This is a genomic window from Parapedobacter koreensis (genome assembly GCF_900109365.1).
Lineage (GTDB): Bacteria > Bacteroidota > Bacteroidia > Sphingobacteriales > Sphingobacteriaceae > Parapedobacter > Parapedobacter koreensis.
Genome location: NZ_FNZR01000005.1, coordinates 277245 through 295746 on the forward strand (window position 1 = coordinate 277245; position 18502 = coordinate 295746).

Here is an 18502-nt window from a genome sequence, read left to right on the forward strand (position 1 = left end):
ACCACCAAAACAATAACGGATGAGAAAACCAACGATACTGTCACTCATGGCAATAGCCGTTATGGTCTTTAATACAAATGCACAACCAAAAACAGCGGTTGAAAATGCATTGAGCCCAAAGGAACAAAGCATCATAACCATTTCTGCATTGACCGCAAAAGGCGATTTATCCAAACTGAAAATAGCGTTGAATGCAGGGATTGCAACGGGGCTAACCGTTAATGAAACAAGGGAAGTATTGGTGCATCTGTATGCCTATTGTGGATTTCCACGTAGTATCCGTGGCCTGCAGGCTTTTATGGAAATCCTTGATGAACGGAAAACCAGGGGTATCAATGATAAAACAGGCAATGATGCTTCACCCATTGATGAAGCAGGAAGCAAATACGAACGTGGGAAAAGGATTTTAGGAGAACTTACCCAATCGCAGCAACCTGAAACCCTTACAGGTTATTCGGCATTTGCACCGATAATAGATACTTTTCTGAAAGAACACCTATTTGCTGATATTTTTGAACGGGATGTTTTAACCTATTCCGACAGGGAATTGGTGACGGTATCGGTACTTAGCGCAATTGGCAATGCGGAACCCATGCTTCGTTCACATTTGACCATCTGCCTCAATGTAGGCTTAACCCCTGAACAGTTACAGCAATTCGTAACCATCGTTAAATCAACCATAGGAAAAAAAGAAGCAAAAACGGCCCGGAAAATTTTGACCGAGGTACTGAAAAGCAAGGAATAAAATTTTGACCGATTTAAAAATGAAAAAGGTAATATCAATTATAGCATTGGCGATGTTAACAGCAGCTACCGACGCAGTAAATGCACAGACCAACCAATCAAAGACAGGTTCAAGTCAAGAGACCTTTCTGTACACTACGAGCAGCCTACTTGATTTAATGACTTGGGATGCCACCACGAACATGGATTTAATCAATCAACCCCTTTTGATGATAACCTGTAGCAAAGCCGATACAAAATACATGACAGATGAGGCATTCCCCAAGGCCATAAATGCCAAAAACAAGAAACTATTTGTGATTGATGGCGCTACACACATACAGACCTACTGGAAACCCGAATACGTATCACAGGCGGTGAATAAATTGCTTGACTTTTATCAGACCAACCTTTACGATTAAAAGATGATGAAACATAGTTTAAATATATCCTGCCCCTTGTAAGGGTCTTGCTTGGAGCCTGTGGCAACAGTAAGGAGATTGGTGATTGAGCCGCAATGAAGTAAAAGAACAGGAAATCCTAATGAAAAGATATGGGGGCGTGTAAGGGACATCAAGATTGGGCCGGATGATCGGTTTACGTGATTACCACTAAATAGGTTGTGAATTCATGTATTGAAAAAGCATTCGGAACGGACAAATACGACAATGGAAATTCCCACAGAAATAGCTAACATAGTTGCCGATTGCGGCACACGGAACCTGACGTTTTCCGAGAAAAGAAAATTGTTGCTATGGTATCAGCAAGAGATGTACAGCGGCATTGAAATAGGATTGCTGGCCGAAAAAGAGAAAGAAACCGGGGATAGGATATTCCGGAAGATCATGGACTATATCAACAGGCATCCCCATTCCTGAAGGATTAAATTACGATGGTCCACAGATTCTTATTGGCAAAAAAGGAGACAACCTGTATGTGGTGTCTCCTTAAGTAGCCCATAGGGGGCTACTAAAACCGCTGTATTTCGTCAAATTTCCCGCACAACCTTGTAAGAAATACCCGTGTGGGGGAAACAATAGGGGAAGTTGGTTGTAAAAGCACATGATTTTATCCATACCTCCGCAAATCAGGCACATACATAATTTTAGACAAAAGAAATACTACTTCTTCATGAAGTCTTCAACGAATTGGCTCAAAATTTCGTTATTGGCCTCTAACAACTCGTTCTGCTCTTCTAATAATTCATTGGTCACCCTTTGATTTGAGACTATTTCGTTAATCTTCCAATACCACATGACAATTTCACGGAATATAAGAAATACAACAATTCCAACTCCCAAAAAGATAAGTACATCTGTCAGATTCATAAGTATTTAAATTAAGGTTTATATTACTTTTTGCTAACGCTTTAGGGATTTCTGATAATTCAGGCTAAACAACCTCGGACGCATCTGAACTATACACCTTGTTTTTTAACGCACGAAGGATTTTTGCTATGACACCCCTTTCAAAGCAATCTGCCAAAAAGCCATCAGTAAACCTGTCTGCCCTGATGATGGCTGCCAACAGTTTGCATAAGGTAATCGTATCAAGTTGGGAATAGTCGTAATCCCTATTGGTAGCCATAGCTTCGCCCTCTTTCCATGCCATCCAGTCAAACACGGGATTAATCCGCAAGTCAATGATAACGCCAACGGTTTTGCTTATGATTTCAGCATATTCTCTAAAATCTTGAGTTCTCTCAATCTCTGGTAAGAGTTCAAAGAGCCTATCCCAATCCCTTGGCGATAATGTGTCAAGGTGTTGCGGTAATTTTTCAAGTTCAACCATTTCTCCCATTTCTCTGTATTGTTTGCTGCCGATATGTAAAGCTATTCCATGCTCCCTGATGTTTGGCCTTGCTCCGTTTTGGCAATTCTTTCCTGATGCTTCGCTTTGTCAGTCTCCGTCATTTCACGTTCAAAAAGCACCATTTCCGAAATGCAACCATTGGTGAAAACAACTGTTTCAGGGTAAAAAACGGCTTCCGTAGGCTCATACTCCCAAGACAGGCTGTTTTTGACGGCATCCATTCCAATTCCATTTCGCAAGATGAAATGTGGTTTTATCAAGTAAACATCGCTTCCAATCGTCTCTTCCATATTTTGGAACGTAAACCCGATGTTTTTAGGTCGTCTATTCTTTGGTTCAAGGCCATCTTGGTAAGCTATTCCAAACACGTGCCCTGGATTGGAATAAAGGAAAGCATAGCAAAATGTTCCCGACTGCAAAGCCCCCTCGGAAAACAGTACCTTGTGGGTTTCTTGGTTTGAGATGGACCAGACTTTTCCATTGGGTACTTTTCGGTGTGCCCTTGAAACAAGAACCTCTTTCACATCCTGACCAAAGGTATCGGCAGATAAGCAGACAATAAAGGATAGGCAGATAAGAGATTTTGTAAGCCCCATCAGAAAACAATTACTATCATATAGCCCGAAAAATTTTGTCATAGTATATTTTATCAGAGGTTTTATTGTACAAGATCAACCGCAAGTTATTCCCTCTAACAACCTCAATCCGACAAGGCTCCTTATTTATCAGAGATTTCCTCCGGTGTTCGGAAAAATCTTCGTCATTAAACAAGGCTGTATATACTCCTTTAATGTCGAAAACGAATAGAAACCCAACATCGCTCCTATTGTCTTCAACTTCTAATGCGGTTGTCGCATCCATTGGTATAAAGATATATTGGGTGTAGCTTTTGTTACCATGAAATAGGTTGTCATATCTCTTATGAATTTGCAATTGTTTAAACTCAATGTCACCGATTACTTTTGGCAAGAAACTTCTTTTACAATAATCAGGTCTAACAGGCCCAATTTGGACAAAAAAGCCTCTCTTGTTGATGTCATAATCTTCACGCAAACCGTAAAAAAAAGTGCCGACATTCCATTCTTCTGCATAAAAAGCAGAATTTAAAAACTCTGCTTTTACACCCTTTAAGCTGTCTAACAGGTACTTGTATTCATCCGTTTCTTTGAAGACCTCTTTCTTGAGGTTTGTATCATAAATGGCTGCCTCTTTAAAGAAGTCAAAAACATTCAAATGATAGGCACTTTCAAACGGTTTTGGTTTAGGCTGCGTCCAATCGTCTCCACGGTCTGCGAGCCAATGGCGCTCTGTTGGTCTAAAGTTTGCAATGATTTGGGATGGTTTCAGTACGATATTCTCATTTGTTAGAAATTCATGCTGTTGTGATAGCGAGAGGCTATCCTGTGAAAATGTATATGCAAAGGAACAGAGCATAAACATCAGGATAATGAAAAACTTCATATAAGTGGTTATTCTTGTTTAGCTAATATTTGGTTTGTTTTCCATTGTGTGTACTGAGAGTGGTAGCGGTGGTGCTTTTGATTTCACCCCCAATCCTTGCCCAATCAGCGTTTTGAAGTTCTGCCGAACGGCCTACCCTGCCCAAAGGGGAACAATGTTGCACTACAAACAAATTCTTGCCGTCAGGCAGCCTTATTTTTGTTCCTGTGACCTCTTTCATGCCGGCCGTAGGTTTGATGCCGTAGATGCCGCAAACAGCCTTGTAGGCGGTCTTTCCCATCGCAATGATATGTTTGGGCTGGACGATGTCAATAAGTCCTTTTAAATATTCCCTGCTTTCCCGTATCCAACTATCCTTTACGGGCTTGCTCATATGTTGGGTTTCACTTTTCTTGATTCCCAATATCGCATTGGTAAAGAACAGGGGCAATTCGCTTGTTCCTGCATACGAGATTTCTGCAATAGGATGGGCTAATATCTTAAAAAAGTCTATCAGGGCTAAATTCGTTGAGCTACTTTTTTCCTTTTGCCAGTCTTCCTGTAAATTATTTTTTAGGGATTCTGAATCGGCAAAGTCCTGACCTATCAACATGACTTCGGCATCAAGGTTTCCCTGCCATAGTTCCCATGGATTGATGACATCAAAGTCGAAATTCTCAATTTCATGGGGGTTCAACAATTCCGGTGTGGAGAATCTGTGTTTTTTGAATTTCGCAACCAGATTTTGGTAGCGGATGGTTTTGGGCATGTGGTAATTTTTGAACGGTTAGTAAATAAACAGGGCGCAGACCTAAATTCTTTCGCCGTTCAAGGCTTACCACAGCCCCTTAATACAAAAGACAAGGTTGCGCCCATTTCTGGGCGTATCCATGTCATAAGTTGTATTAAGTCGTGTTTTGTGGTAATTCTGAACGACAACGTTATGAGATACGCTATATTTTTGTTTTGACTCTCTCTACATTATTTCCATTTTTCAGCTAAAGTAACACAATTCCAAGTATTCTTCAAATCTTTTCTGATGATACACTAAGTGTACGGAAATTTATGTAATGCAAAAATTACAATTGTATATTATTGATTTAAAATCAGCATCTTATGTGTTACTTCTGAGGGGGTGTGTTTGATTTTCATATGAATAAATAGATTTGGCTTCTTTAATGAAAGAAGTCTTATCTACTTGTTATCTATATATATTTATCTATGTATATGAAATTTATATATACCCCTAAGGAAAATAGACCTTAGTGTAATACCTAAATCAAGCAATTTTTGGACTTTTTGACATGGGGAGTTAATAGGAGCAAAGGCCAAACAAGTGTAAAGGTCAATGTTTCATTAATTAATTAATTTCAAATGGCAAAAAAACAAAAAAATGACGTCTTTGACGTCTTTCAGAAAAATGGAGAAACATTTATGGCTTTCATCCATGTGTTAAGCGGTAATGAGCTGTCAAGTTCACCAAGGATTTTATTCCAGCAGATTTATCTGTCTGCATGCCGTACAGGGCATTGTTATTTGGACAGCCGCAGTTTAGGCGAAAGGAGTGGCTTAGTCCCATCCGCCATTAAGAGTAGTCTGGCCGAACTGGAAAACAAAGGTTGGATAAAGAGAAAAATGGAGCCAAACGGTGTGGGGCATGGGCGAAAGATAAGCGTTTTGTACCATAATCTGCGGAAAGACTGCCCCAAACCCGAAATGTATTCAATACACCATGTTGGTGAATTTAGGGGATTTGCAAAAGGCAAGAAGGATAAATTCCACCCCAATGCAGTAGTAACGTATATCCTGCACAGAAAATATAAGCAGGTATGCAAGACATTGACCCCCGTCCTATTTGATGGTGCTCTAAAATCCAGAACAAGAATACTGTTTCAGATCATTGCCTCACTATCTGTGAACAAGGGGTATTGTTACGCACAGAACGCATTCTTGGGGAAATTGCTAAAAGCCAAAAACAGCTGTGTTTCTGAACACATCTCGCTTTTGGAAAATGAGGGGCTTATCCGGATAGAAAATCATGAGTACAATTCCCGAAAGAGTAGGCGCATCTACTTGGATGATGATGGATTAAAGAAACGCTATTTGAAGAAAGGGGATAAATAAACGCATGTTGGATTCAAGGCTCTGCGCGACTTCCGCGCCAAGCCTTGTCTACGCTTCAAATTACTAAGAAAAAATAATCTTTCAAGACTTCTGTAAGTTATCAAATGCTCGTAATAGAAGGTTTTAACCTTTGTAGAAGTCTTTGGAAATTTCCAAAAAAATAACTTCAAAATGAAAATCACATACAGATTATATCCGGTAATGCGGATGGACAAGAAGAAAGCAGACGGCTCATGTCCGATATACTTCTTCCTGCGGGTTGGGGCAAAAACGATGAAAATCCCAAGTGGAAAATCCGTGATGCCATCAGAATGGAATAAGAAAGAGAACACCGCCAAGAGCAATTCCCCCAAAGGGATTGCCTTGGCCTCGTATCTGAACAAGCGTATCAATGATTTCAATGCTCAAATGCTTAGCCACGAGGCGATGGGCAAACAAATCACCATCAATCTTGCGATGTCATTTTTTGATACTCCCAACAAAGCGGATTTCTACGCCTTTTGGGATTCGCAAATTACGCTCTGGGAGGGAGAGAAAAAATACAACACCCTCAAAAGCTATCTTACTACGTACCGTATCCTCAAAGCAATCGCCCCTACGCTATCGTTCGGAGATATTGATTACGCGTTCATTGAGAAGTTTGACCACCACATGGCCACCGTCAGAAAAAACAGCGTAGGTGGACGTTTCACCAAACACAAGGTGCTGCGGAGTATGCTGAACCAAGCAGTCCTGAAACGATATATCAAGGAGAACTCTTACAAGTACTTCAAATTCAAACCTGCCAAAGGTAGTAGGGTATTTCTAACCATTCAGGAAGTGGACAAACTCATCAAGGTGGAATTATCACCCAATAGTAGGAACCTGAACCATGCGCGGAATATGTTTGTTTTCAGTTGTCTGACGGGGCTAAGGTTCAGCGATGTTATCGGATTGAAGTACAGGAATATCAAGACAAATCCTGATAGTATAGAATTGACAATGGAAAAGACATCAAAGCCGATTGTGATACCCTTACTGCCGAAGGCAAAGGAGATAATAAGCAAATACCGGAAAAACTGTATTCCTAAAGAAGAAAAGCCTGTGTTTCCAAACATAGCCAATGCGACTATCAATAAGAAACTGAAAGAGTTGATGGAACTCGCTGGTATCAAAAAGCATATATCGTTTCATTGCGCTCGGCATAGCTTTGCAACATCACTCCTGCATTCAAAAACGAGCCTACCGCACCTTCAGATGCTATTGGGCCACAGTAATATTCAGGACACGATGATCTACGCGAAGGTTTTGCAAGAAGACATATTTGCGTCTATGGATAACCTGAATACCATGTACGAACATCAGGAAGCAGTTTAAGAATAATCAGTAATTATCCATGCCATTATATGCTATGAAGAAATACACGTCTGGCATGGAATAAACAGTCAATAACATGGAAAAATATTTTACCAAACGATGGAATCTCTATAAGGGTAGGAAAAGGCTCAATCTCTTGAAGAATGAGGTTTCAGGACTATATGTGAATCAGGAACTCATTGCGTTTATGCAAAATCTGACAGGCCTGCTCAAATCAAAGGACGAGAAGCTATATTACCTCCAGTTCTGCAAGAAAATCATCCTGCAAGTCAGGCGTTTCCCTAACCGGAATCATTACGAGGCATTCAGGGCAGAATATGACCTGTCCTTTGAAGCCATCAGACAGGAGCAGCATCAATACAATCCCATCCAGTGGATTGATGCCGAACTGGAATTTTTGCGGGTGGCTTCAATAGGAAAAGCAAGTGACCAAATCGTAGCCGATGAAAAGCCGCATAGGGATTGGATGACCTTTGCAGAAATGCTTGAACGGCTTGGCACGAGCAAGATGGCTTTGCGCAGACGGATGGCGGAGGGAATGCCCTTCATCAAATTGGGGAATCAGTTAAGGTTTGACCCGAACGCGGTAGATGCGTGGTTGCTCGCCCAGAATTAATCCGTTTTTAATACTTTTTAAGCCCTTAGAGAAGCGAACGAGAGGCAGAATAGGGGTTTCCCTGATTTTTGGCTTTTCGTTCGTCTCTCAAAGGATTTCGGTGCTTATTTTTGATTTATACGGGAAAACGATGAATAACTACACTTTCCGAATATGCTTCTCTAATGAAGTCGCTAACTGTCCTTTTGGCTAATGCGTATTAATTCATTCACATAAACCTTAAACCGACTCAAAAACTGATCGTAAACCGGCCTAAGGTCTGAAAGGGTTGAATACTTATTCCAACTATTTTTGGTTACTGGGTTTTGCTGAATATCTGGAAGTAAAGCAGCGGTATCTCTCGCAAGGTCATAACTCAATTCCAATGGAAGACCAAGCTTCGTCAGCGCGGTTTGTGAATAGCCCAGATAAACCAATCCATTCCTATCAACGTTAAACAAAGGTATTTTTATTCCGCTTCCCTTGGGGTCAAAAAACTTCACTCCGAAACTCCCAGTATTCCAGTCGATATGGCAGCCGACTTCTTGAACATCTTTGATAATCTGCTTTGCAAATTCGACTGTTTCGCCATCGGCTTTTTGAAACAGTTGCTCAAAAAAATCTTCGGCTGTAATGGTGTGCCGTGATTGCGTATTGCTTTTTTGATATTCGGAATCCGCTCCCATGTCGGTTTCAACGTTGACGGTTAAATCAGTGGGGTAGGAGCCTTCTATTTTTACAATTGCCCGCGTAATCTCTCTCGTCCGTGTCACGACCTGAGGAATTACTATGAGTTGATTGTCTTCATCCCCAAATCTGAAGACCTGTAGTTCAATCAGCGCCAATGTAAAATGGTATTGTGGAGACTGACTGAGGTACTCCACCATTTCTTCAACACTTTCACGTATCCCATCACCTACGATTAACAATAGGAAGCGGCCACGCTTTAGGTTTTTGGATATATTGTCTATGAAAAACTGTTCATCAGACTTGTTTAGTTCTGCATATTCCCGCACGGTTTCCAAGAGGCCGTTATCATTGTTGTTGTACAGCCGATTAAATGCCACAACCGCATTATCAAGGCTCGAAAACGTCCATTTGCTTAATTCCTTGGCATAATCGATGATTTGTCCAACCACTTCGCGCCTTGCTTCGGGATTGCGCCAAAGTTTGGTCTCAATGATCGTTAAATAGCCATCAGGAGAAATAAGCAGATTATCAATATAACCCGCTTTGGTGGAAATTTCCCGCCCAATTGCAATTGGTGGACTAAAGACGGGTTCGATTTCGCCTATCGGCAGAATACCAGGTTGATTGTGGATAAGCCTTTGTATCCAATCTTCATTAAAGTCCCTTCCGTCCAGTGGGAGCCGAAGTAGATGTTTGGCGGTTTGGTTGTTAATATAAACGGGTTGTCCGTTTTGCCTGTTTCCCTTTATTATCATTTCTTGGTCTGAATGGTGCAGCCCTTATTAATACTCGCTTTTCGTTATTTCCCCCTGTAAATGGGGATACTTACTGAATATGTTTGTCGCCAGATTAAAAGCTTCCTTTCCTTGCTGGTTGCTGAATGCATATGTTTTGCCATCGAAGACAAGCAGTTCGCCATCTTGGTTAAACCATCTGATGGGGTCATATTTTTTTGCTGATTTTACCATTTCGGACTCAAATTCCTGTTTGGTAGAGCAGATTTTATCCACCCAAATCCATTTCCTTTCCCCAGTCACCCTCATCAAATCTATTGGGTTGATTCCTGATTTGACGCACTCACTTATTACCAAATGCATAGTTTGTCTTTTGTTGAGGTTGAACTCGGTTTTACCGTTGATCGTTACATCAAACTTTGAGTAATCCCTGCTTCCCTCCCGCCGTGATTGCCTTTGTTCTGTTGCCTTTTCACGGAGTTTCACCTGATAATCGGTCGCTTCCGGCAAAGGAATCAGCTGTTGAATGTCAAAATATAGGTTGCTGCCATCTTTTTGCGGCCTTATCCTGATGCACTTGATGTCGATATCCCGCTCAATCAGCCATAAAACGGAAGTCGTTATTTCCTTAGAAAAATCTGCCGAAACCAATATTATCCTTACGTCATTGGCAAACCCTTCTTCATTAACCTCGTCCCACTCTAAAAAGCTCAAAATCGCTTCCTGCGGGTCATCTACTTGAAGGCGGCTTTTCTCTATGTGGTTTTGAAATGCCTTGACCGCTTTTTCAAACGTCATATTGGCAACCATTGCTGCATAGCGGATGGCCTGCAATTCCATGTGGCCACCGTCTTCGGTTCTTTTCAACTCAACAACAACCAGATTAGCGTTTTTGTCAAGGCAAAGGATATCAATGCGCCTTTTGCTGTCTTCCCAGTCACCAAATTCGCTGCTGATGACAAAGAGGTCTTTTTCAACCGTTTCAATGGAGTTTATGATGATTTTCTGTAAGTGTCTTGCTTCGTCTATTCCTTCGGTTGAAAAGGTTGTGTGTTGAAGCTTAATCATTTGGGTTCCATCGATTTTATATATTGGCATTTCAGTCTTTTTTCAGGATGTGTGGGTTCCAAATATACAAAGTTGTACCGAAAGCAGATTACGGAAATATGGACAGGAGAAAAAAGGGGGAAGCTATAGGGGAAACAAAACCACTAATTAAGACGATACCGAACGATACCCCAAAACGAAAAAAAGTTGGTGTTCAGCGGTATCGCTTTAAACCAACTTTTCTTGTTTTCTGTAGCCCATAGGGGAATCGAACCCCTCTTTCCAGAATGAAAATCTGGCGTCCTAACCGATAGACGAATGGGCCTTCAGAGGGACTGCAAATATACAGGTAATTCGGATACCTGCAAATAGATAAGGCTACAGCAAATCAAAGCCGATATCCTTGCGGAAATATTTTCCTTCAAAGTAGATACGCCCCGCATCGGCAGTGGCTTGTTGCAACGCATCGAATAGCGTATCTTCCAGCGCCGTGACGGCTAATACGCGCCCCCCTGAGGTATGCACCACGCCATTTTCCCCTTTCGTGCCCGCATGGAAGACGATGGAATCTTTCACGTTTTCGATATTGCTAATGGCTTTGCCTGATTCGAAGCTCCCGGGATACCCACCCGAGACAAGCACCACTGTGGCCGCTGTTTTCGGCGATAAGGTAAATGAGCGCTCGAATAAATCACCTTGCGCTACGCCTTGCAACAAATCGACCAGGTCGCTCTCGATGCGCGGAAGCACACTCTCGGTTTCGGGATCGCCCATTCGTACGTTGTATTCAATCACGTAAGGATCGCCGTTCACATTCATCAGGCCGATGAAAATGAAGCCCTTGTACGGGATGCCATCCGTCTTCAGCCCATTGATGGTGGGGATGATGATGCGCTCTTCCACTTTGTCCAGGAATTCGTTGTCTGCGAAAGGTACCGGAGAAACCGAACCCATACCACCGGTATTCAGGCCGGTATCGCCTTCGCCGATGCGTTTGTAGTCTTTGGCTGAAGGGAGCACCTTGTAACTATCACCATCTGTGAGTACAAAGACGGAAAGCTCGATTCCGGCCAGGTAAGCCTCGATGACGACCTTGCTGCTGGCTGCACCAAATTTGGCATCGGCAAGCATGGCCTGCAACTCGGCTTTGGCTTCCTCCAGGGTCGCGCAGATAAGCACGCCCTTTCCCGCTGCCAGCCCGTCTGCCTTGAGTACGATGGGAAATTTTTGCGTCTCCAGGTAGGCCAGTCCTTCGGCAAGTGTCGCTTTATCAAATGATTTGGAGGCGGCAGTAGGAATACCATGGCGTACCATGAATTGCTTGGCAAAGTCTTTGCTACCTTCCAGTTGCGCCCCCGCTCGCTGAGGCCCGATGACCGGGATATGCCTGAGGTCGGCGCGGCCAAGGAAATAATCATGAATGCCGTTTACCAGTGGTTCCTCCGGCCCAACTAACACTAAATCTACAGCGTGCTTTAAGACGAAATCTGCTATCCCCTCGAAATCTGTGGTTTTGATGGGCACATTTTGGCCATAATAGCCTGTGCCCGCATTTCCGGGAGCAATGTATAATTGGGTAATTTGGGGACTTTGGGCGATTTTCCAGGCGAAGGCACTTTCCCGGCCGCCCGAACCGATAATTAGGATATTCATCTTGCAAAGATATTTTTTTTGACTATATTTACCACTATACGTATCTTATAAAACCAATGTACAGCATGCTTGTTTACCACTTGTGCTATTATCTTTTGTAAGATCATTATTAAAAAGTATGCGTCGCGCATTATCGATATTGATAGTCTCCTGGCTTTCCATACAAGCGCTGTATCCCCAGGATACTGCGATCGATGGGGTCTTGAAGAAGCTGGGCGCTTATGCGGATGAGTACCCCCAAGAAAAGGTGTATCTGCACTTGGACAAGCCTTATTACACAGTAGGCGATGATATCTGGTTTAAAGGATACGTCACCATCGGTGCCTATAATTACCTCTCAGGCTTTAGCAAAATCCTGTATGTAGATCTCATCAGTCCTCAAGACAAAATCATCCAATCCATCCGGCTGCCACTCATTGCTGGTGTGACCATGGGCGATTTCCAACTGGCTGATTCACTCGGGGAAGGCAATTACCGCCTCCGCGCATATACCAACTGGATGCGCAATTTTGACAATGACATCTTTTATGACCGCGTTTTACCCATAGGCAATGCCCGTACCGACAGTATCGTCACCAACAGCTCCTTTTCTTACGAAAACTCCCCTATCCATACCGTCAATGCTGATATTGCGTTTACCAACCTCAGGGGAGGGCCGTTGGCCGATATGGATGTCAACTACCAAGTGACTATGGAAGGGCTGAATATCGACCGGGGCCGTACAAAAACGGATGAGCATGGACAAATAGCGGTTGATTTTGTAAACAAACAGCCGTTTAGCCTGAAAACAGGCGCAATTGAATTGACGTTAACAACGCCAGCGAAGCAGACGGTTAATAAAACCATACCATTGAGGACCACCTCCAATACCAACAGCATCCGGTTTTTCCCGGAGAGCGGCCACCTGGTGGCGGGCAACCTGGCCAAGGTGGCGTTCAAGGCGTTGGCACCGGAGGGTTTAGGCATCGGCGTAAAGGGCTACGTGGAGGACGACAAAGGTGTCCGTGTTGCAGATCTCGAGTCGACATACGCCGGTATGGGCAATTTTAGCTTTATTCCGCAGGTAGGGAATAATTATGTGGCAAAAGTGACGTATGCCGATGGCAGCCAAGCGACGCAGGCGCTCCCGCAGGTAGCGGCTTCGGGTTATACCCTGGCGGTAAATAATGAGCTGGATAAGCAGCTTTTTGTGCAGGCTACCGCCACCGACGATCGCGTCAACGGGCAGGAAATCACGCTGCTGCTCCAGCGAAATGGTGCGATCTTCTATGCATCAAAGAGCAAGCTGTCAAAAAAAGAAGTTGTTTTTGCGGTGCCACGTGAACATATTCCTTCAGGGGTTGTGCAGATAACGCTGTTCGGCCCGAATATGAGGCCATTGGCAGAGCGCGCGATATTTAATATGGATAGGGCATCCATATTGCCTATGACCGTATCTACTGACCAGGATCGCTATGGGCCGAAACAAAAGGTCTCGGTAAAGGTCAGTGTGGGCAACCCTACGGACACCAGCCGTATTGCCACCCTATCCGCCGCTGTGATAGATCTGGCCAAGGTGCCTGTCGATAGCGGTATCCGCGAAGGAAACATCTATGCCAGCCTCCTCCTGAGCTCCGATATCAAAGGGTATATCGAAACCCCTGAATACTATTTTGAAGACATGGACATGACCAAGCGCAGGCAGCTTGATAATGTCATGCTCACGCAAGGCTGGAGCCGGATAAACTGGCAGGAGTTGATGGCTGGAAAAACGCCTGCCATTACTTACCATCCCGAGCAGGATCTGCGTATCAGTGGCGTGGTGACCAAGCGCGACGGGAAGACACCTGTGCCGAATGCCACCGTGACGGTGCTATCCACCAACAACGTCACCGCAGTGATCGATACAGTGGCGGGCCCGGACGGGCGGTTCAGCTTTGATAGGCTGTTGTTTTATGACGACACGAAGTTTGTGGTACAGGCACGCGATGAGCGTGGCCGCAGGAACGTAGACGTCCACCTTGATGAATCGCCCCGGCAACAGGTGACCCGGAATAAGAATACGCCGGATGCAACGGTAAATGTAAACCAGTCCATCAGCACGTACCTGAAAAATACCCAGGAGCAGTTTAGCGAGATGGAAAAATATGGACTGAAGGAAAAGACTATCCTGTTGCAAGAGGTAAAGGTGACCCGCGAGGCCGAAGAAAAAAAGGTACGGCACTCCAGCAACCTGAATGGCCCCGGCAATGCGGATCAGGTGATCACTGCGGATCAGCTGATAATGGGGTGCCCTACATTAGACCAGTGTTTGCAGGGAAGGCTATTGGGAGTAATTTTCCGTAATGGCATCCCCTATTCCACCCGATCATTCAACCAGCCCATGCAAATCGTGCTGGACGGCATGTTTATGGAGCCCGGTGCGCTTTCCATCATTAATCCATTTGATGTGGAAACCATCGAGGTGCTGCGGGGCATAGGCAACACCGCCATTTATGGCAGCAGAGGGGGCGGGGGTGTACTCATCATTACCACTAAACGCGGCGATAGCGGGGGATATAATAGGGATTTGTATACGCCCGGCATTGTCACCCACAGCCCGCAAGGATACTATGAAGTAAGGGAATTTTATGCGCCGGATTACAGTGCCCCTACAGATTCACTTACCGGAATGAAAGATCTGCGTACGACTATCCATTGGATACCTAATGTCGTTACCGACCAAGAAGGGAATGCTTCATTCGAATTTTATACGGCAGAAAGCCCCAGCACCTACCGCATCGTGCTGGAAGGGCTGGATGTAGATGGACGCCTGGGGCGCGCAGTACATTACATTAAGGTAGACTAAGCAATTTATGGATTATATCAAAAATACAATAGACGAGCGGGTATCCTATGTCTATTTAGATCGGGGTAAGTCAAATGCGATAGACCAGCAGATGCTGGAAGAGCTCCGGGAAACAATAATCGCTGCTCAAGCGAATCCTGCCGTAGAGGGCCTTATCCTGCATGGCAAGGAAGGCTTTTTCAGTGCGGGACTTGATTTGGTGGCTTTGTATAGCTATACCGAAGAGGAAGCCCGTCGGTTTTGGCACACATTCGTGGATTTTGTCCGTGTATTCGTTGCCTTTGATAAACCCACGGTGGCCGCCATCAACGGGCATAGCCCGGCTGCGGGATGCGTATTGGCGATTTGCTGCGACTACCGGGTGATGGCCGATGGCGAGTACATCATCGGGCTTAACGAGGTGCCTGTGGGCCTCATCGTGCCAGCTAGTATTTTTCAGCTGTATGGCTTCTGGCTGGGTGGGGCTACGGCATACCGGTATCTGTTGGAAGGTAAGCTGCTCAAACCCGGGGAGGCACTCAAAGCGGGCTTGGTGGATGAGGTCGTTGATGCAAAAAGCCTTCGTACCGCCACCATTCGGCAACTGGGAAAATATACGCAATACGAACGCAATACGTGGCGGCAGAGCAAGCGCAATATGAGGCAATCGCTGATCACGGCATTTGAAGCCGACCAGCAAGACACGATTGAGGCCATATTGAAACAGTGGTGGTCGCCTGCTACCCGAGCCATCCTTAAATCCATCATTGATAACCTGAAAGGGGCATAACGAATGAATAATAAAACAGATTCGATCATCCAGGGGGCTTTGCGCGAAGATGCGTTGGGGGGCAAAACCATCGTCGTCACTGGCGGCGGTACGGGCTTGGGAAGGTCCATGGCTACGTACTTCTTACAGCTGGGGGCCCAGGTGGTCATCGCCAGCCGGAAGATGGATGTATTGGAGAAAGCCGCGCAGGAAATGGAAGCAGCAACCGGTGGCACGGTACTCCCCGTGACGTGTGACGTACGGGATATTGCACAGGTAGAACACCTTTTGGCAGCGTCATTGGCGCGATTTGGTAGGGTAGACGCATTGCTCAACAATGCAGCGGGCAACTTCATCTCGCCTACTGAACGCTTGTCTGCGAATGCGTTTTCGGCGGTCATTGATATCGTGTTGAAGGGCACGGTCAATTGTACGCTGGCTTTTGGCAAGCATTGGATTGCACAGGGACAAGCGGCCAGCGTCCTCAATATCATTACCACCTATGCATTCACCGGATCGGCGTATGTTGTCCCTTCGGCAGCGGCCAAGGGGGGTGTGCTTGCGCTTACGCGTTCGCTGGCGGTTGAATGGGGCAAATACAGCATCCGCAGCAATGCCATCGCTCCGGGGCCTTTTCCCACGAAGGGGGCTTGGGAGCGGCTCTTGCCGGATGACTTGGCTACGCAGCTCAATGTCAAAAACCGGATACCACTGGGCCGCATGGGCGACCACCAGGAGCTGGCAAACCTTGCCGCTTTCCTGCTGTCCGATTTTGCGGGATTCATCAATGGCGAGGTGATTACCATCGATGGCGGCGAATGGCTGCAGGGCGCGGGGCAATTCAGTGGATTGCGGGCCATCCCGGATGATGGGTGGGATACGATAGCGCAACGTACACGCCAAGCTAAGGATTAGTATACGGCATTGCCAATATTTTGGCACCAGATTGGCATTAGCTATGCTGATTTTTCCAACCAAATTGATATTTTTGGTAGCAACAAATAGAGAAACCCATGATCACAACGAATTTAGATCCAGCTACACAGGCGCGGGCGGAGGCTTGGCTGCAAGCCCCTTATGACGAAGAAACCATCGGTGCTGTAAGACAGCTTTTTGACGCCGGCCAGTACACGGAGTTGACGGATAGTTTTTACAGAGACCTTGAATTTGGCACAGGTGGTCTTCGCGGTATCATGGGTGTGGGCACCAACCGGATGAACAAATATACCATCGGTAGGGCTACCCAGGGGCTGGCCAATTACCTGATCAAGGTCTACCCGACCGAGCAGGTGAAAGTGGCGATATCTTACGATAGCCGGAACAATTCGAAAGCATTTGCCCGCTTGGTGGCAGATGTGTTTTCGGCTAACGGCATTCGGGTTTATTTGTTTGCCGAACTGCGGCCCACCCCCCACCTCTCCTTTGCCGTACGCCATTTGCAATGCCAAGGCGGTGTAATGCTGACCGCGTCACATAACCCCAAGGAATACAATGGCTATAAGGCGTATTGGAATGACGGCGGGCAGTTGGTACCCCCGCATGATAAAAATGTAATCAACGAAGTGTATGCCATTGCGGATCCGGGTGAAATCAAATTTACGCCCGTTGAGGAAAACATTGTCTTGTTGGGCAAAGAACTTGATGATGCTTACCTCGATGCCATCGCTAAGCTAACCATCCGCCCGGAAGCGGTTGCCCGGCAAAGCGACCTGAAAATTGTCTTTTCACCGATACATGGTACGGGGGTTACGTTGGTGCCGCCCGCTTTGGCGCGTTGGGGCTTTACCAATGTGACCGTGGTGGCGGCGCAGGCCACGCCCGATGGCAACTTCCCTACCGTAGTATATCCCAACCCTGAGGAGGAGGAAGCCATGTCGCTGGCCGTGGAAGAAGGCAAACGTATCGGCGCGGACGTCATCTTCGCTACCGATCCGGATGCCGACCGTGTGGGCGCAGCGGTGAAAAATACCAACGGCGAGTACCAATTGCTGAACGGCAATCAAATCGGAAGCTTGCTGGTCAATTACGTGCTCTCGGCAAAACAGGCCCAGGGCGACCTGCGGCCCGATGACTATGTGGTAAAGACCATCGTGACCACCAACCTCATCGCCGCCATTGCCAAGGAATATGGCGTGACTTATTATGACACACTGACGGGCTTTAAGTATATCGGTGAATTGATCACGCTCAAAAATGGGGAGGGACGTTTCCTGGTCGGTGGCGAAGAGAGCTACGGCTACCTCGTGGGTGAGCTGGTGCGCGATAAGGATGCCGTGATCTCGGCAGTGTTCATCGCGGAGATGGCGGCTTACTATAAAGACCAAGGTAAGACGCTCTTTGAGGCACTGATAGACTTATATGTACAACATGGGTTTTACAAAGAGAAACTCATTTCGTTGACCAAGAAGGGAAAAGCCGGGGCCGAAGAAATCCAGGCCATGATGGATCGGTTGCGGAGCGCGCCGCCACAGGTCATCGGCGGCATTGATGTTGCCGAAATCAAGGATTACCAGCAGAGTGAATCCTATAACCTGAAAACGGGTGAACGCGCAATCATTAACCTGCCCAAGTCTGACGTTTTGCAATTTATTACGGTAGATGGCGATGTCGTTTCCGCCCGTCCATCGGGTACCGAGCCCAAAATCAAGTTTTATTGCAGCGTCAAACAGCCGCTTTCCAGTCCATCGGATTTTGAGCGGGTAAGCCGGGAATTGGATGGACGGGTAGATCGGATCATGAAAGACATTGCTTAA

At 45.6% G+C, this 18502-nt stretch carries 18 protein-coding genes and 1 tRNA gene; 10 read left to right on the forward strand and 9 right to left on the reverse strand.

The features are described from left to right. Positions 1-19 precede the first annotated feature (19 nt). The 3 genes from BMW65_RS14325 (at position 20) to BMW65_RS14335 (ending at position 1601) form a co-directional block, all read left to right on the forward strand. A complete protein-coding gene (locus BMW65_RS14325; RefSeq protein WP_090606361.1) occupies positions 20-745 on the forward strand; it encodes a carboxymuconolactone decarboxylase family protein in 726 nt (241 codons plus the stop codon). 52 nt (positions 746-797) lie between these two features. Continuing rightward, positions 798-1145 (forward strand): alpha/beta hydrolase, encoded by a 348-nt coding sequence (locus BMW65_RS14330; protein ID WP_245747648.1) that lies wholly within the window; start codon positions 798-800, stop codon positions 1143-1145. A gap of 246 nt (positions 1146-1391) precedes the next feature. Then, entirely contained in the window at positions 1392-1601 is a 210-nt protein-coding gene (locus tag BMW65_RS14335; RefSeq protein ID WP_143053891.1) for a hypothetical protein, read from the forward strand. A 243-nt stretch (positions 1602-1844) separates the two neighbouring features. Here BMW65_RS14335 and BMW65_RS24230 read toward each other — a convergent pair whose 3' ends face one another. From BMW65_RS24230 to BMW65_RS14360, 5 genes are all read right to left on the reverse strand, one after another. Next, positions 1845-2051, reverse strand: coding sequence for a hypothetical protein (locus tag BMW65_RS24230; RefSeq protein ID WP_090606364.1), 207 nt, complete (start codon positions 2049-2051; stop codon positions 1845-1847). Positions 2052-2115: 64 nt separating this feature from the next. Next, positions 2116-2523, reverse strand: a complete 408-nt coding sequence (locus BMW65_RS24460; protein ID WP_218145416.1) for a DUF6508 domain-containing protein — start codon at positions 2521-2523, stop codon at positions 2116-2118. Between the two features lie 32 nt (positions 2524-2555). Beyond that, the gene (locus BMW65_RS14350) at positions 2556-3173 is read right to left on the reverse strand and encodes a hypothetical protein (protein ID WP_177181139.1); all 618 of its coding nucleotides are present in this window, start codon (positions 3171-3173) and stop codon (positions 2556-2558) included. Continuing rightward, a complete protein-coding gene (locus tag BMW65_RS14355; RefSeq protein WP_090606366.1) occupies positions 3148-3996 on the reverse strand; it encodes a hypothetical protein in 849 nt (282 codons plus the stop codon). Before BMW65_RS14355 ends, BMW65_RS14350 begins: the two co-directional genes overlap by 26 nt. 22 nt (positions 3997-4018) lie before the next feature. Further along, on the reverse strand, positions 4019-4744 hold the full coding sequence (locus tag BMW65_RS14360) for a uracil-DNA glycosylase family protein (RefSeq protein WP_090606367.1): 726 nt from the start codon (positions 4742-4744) through the stop codon (positions 4019-4021). A 605-nt stretch (positions 4745-5349) separates the two neighbouring features. Between BMW65_RS14360 and BMW65_RS14365 the strand changes: the two genes are divergently transcribed. The 3 genes from BMW65_RS14365 to BMW65_RS14375 all read left to right on the forward strand — a co-directional run bounded on the left by BMW65_RS14365 (position 5350) and on the right by BMW65_RS14375 (position 8071). Beyond that, positions 5350-6099 (forward strand): helix-turn-helix domain-containing protein, encoded by a 750-nt coding sequence (locus tag BMW65_RS14365; protein ID WP_090606369.1) that lies wholly within the window; start codon positions 5350-5352, stop codon positions 6097-6099. 171 nt (positions 6100-6270) lie between these two features. Then, positions 6271-7455 carry a site-specific integrase gene (locus BMW65_RS14370; protein WP_090606370.1) on the forward strand — a complete coding sequence of 395 codons (1185 nt, stop codon included), beginning with the start codon at positions 6271-6273 and terminating at the stop codon, positions 7453-7455. A gap of 76 nt (positions 7456-7531) precedes the next feature. After that, complete coding sequence (locus tag BMW65_RS14375; RefSeq protein WP_090606371.1) at positions 7532-8071, forward strand: MerR family transcriptional regulator; 540 nt, start codon at positions 7532-7534, stop codon at positions 8069-8071. 173 nt (positions 8072-8244) lie between these two features. Here the strand turns inward: BMW65_RS14375 and BMW65_RS14380 are convergent, their stop codons facing one another. The 4 genes from BMW65_RS14380 to purD form a co-directional block, all read right to left on the reverse strand. Next, on the reverse strand, positions 8245-9495 hold the full coding sequence (locus tag BMW65_RS14380; RefSeq protein ID WP_090606373.1) for a PDDEXK family nuclease: 1251 nt from the start codon (positions 9493-9495) through the stop codon (positions 8245-8247). Positions 9496-9522: 27 nt separating this feature from the next. Next, a complete protein-coding gene (locus BMW65_RS14385; RefSeq protein WP_177181140.1) occupies positions 9523-10542 on the reverse strand; it encodes an endonuclease NucS domain-containing protein in 1020 nt (339 codons plus the stop codon). 232 nt (positions 10543-10774) lie between these two features. Next, positions 10775-10846, reverse strand: a tRNA-Glu gene (locus BMW65_RS14395). 53 nt (positions 10847-10899) lie between these two features. Beyond that, positions 10900-12174 (reverse strand): phosphoribosylamine--glycine ligase, encoded by a 1275-nt coding sequence (gene purD / locus BMW65_RS14400; RefSeq protein ID WP_090606376.1) that lies wholly within the window; start codon positions 12172-12174, stop codon positions 10900-10902. Positions 12175-12292: 118 nt separating this feature from the next. Here purD and BMW65_RS14405 point away from each other — a divergent pair, with 118 nt between their 5' ends. The 4 genes from BMW65_RS14405 to BMW65_RS14420 all read left to right on the forward strand — a co-directional run bounded on the left by BMW65_RS14405 (position 12293) and on the right by BMW65_RS14420 (position 18502). Further along, entirely contained in the window at positions 12293-15001 is a 2709-nt protein-coding gene (locus BMW65_RS14405; protein ID WP_090606377.1) for a TonB-dependent receptor plug domain-containing protein, read from the forward strand. A 7-nt stretch (positions 15002-15008) separates the two neighbouring features. Further along, on the forward strand, positions 15009-15770 hold the full coding sequence (locus tag BMW65_RS14410; protein WP_090606378.1) for an enoyl-CoA hydratase/isomerase family protein: 762 nt from the start codon (positions 15009-15011) through the stop codon (positions 15768-15770). Positions 15771-15773: 3 nt separating this feature from the next. Further along, positions 15774-16664, forward strand: coding sequence for an SDR family oxidoreductase (locus BMW65_RS14415; protein ID WP_090606380.1), 891 nt, complete (start codon positions 15774-15776; stop codon positions 16662-16664). 98 nt (positions 16665-16762) lie between these two features. Then, a complete protein-coding gene (locus BMW65_RS14420) occupies positions 16763-18502 on the forward strand; it encodes a phospho-sugar mutase (RefSeq protein ID WP_090606381.1) in 1740 nt (579 codons plus the stop codon).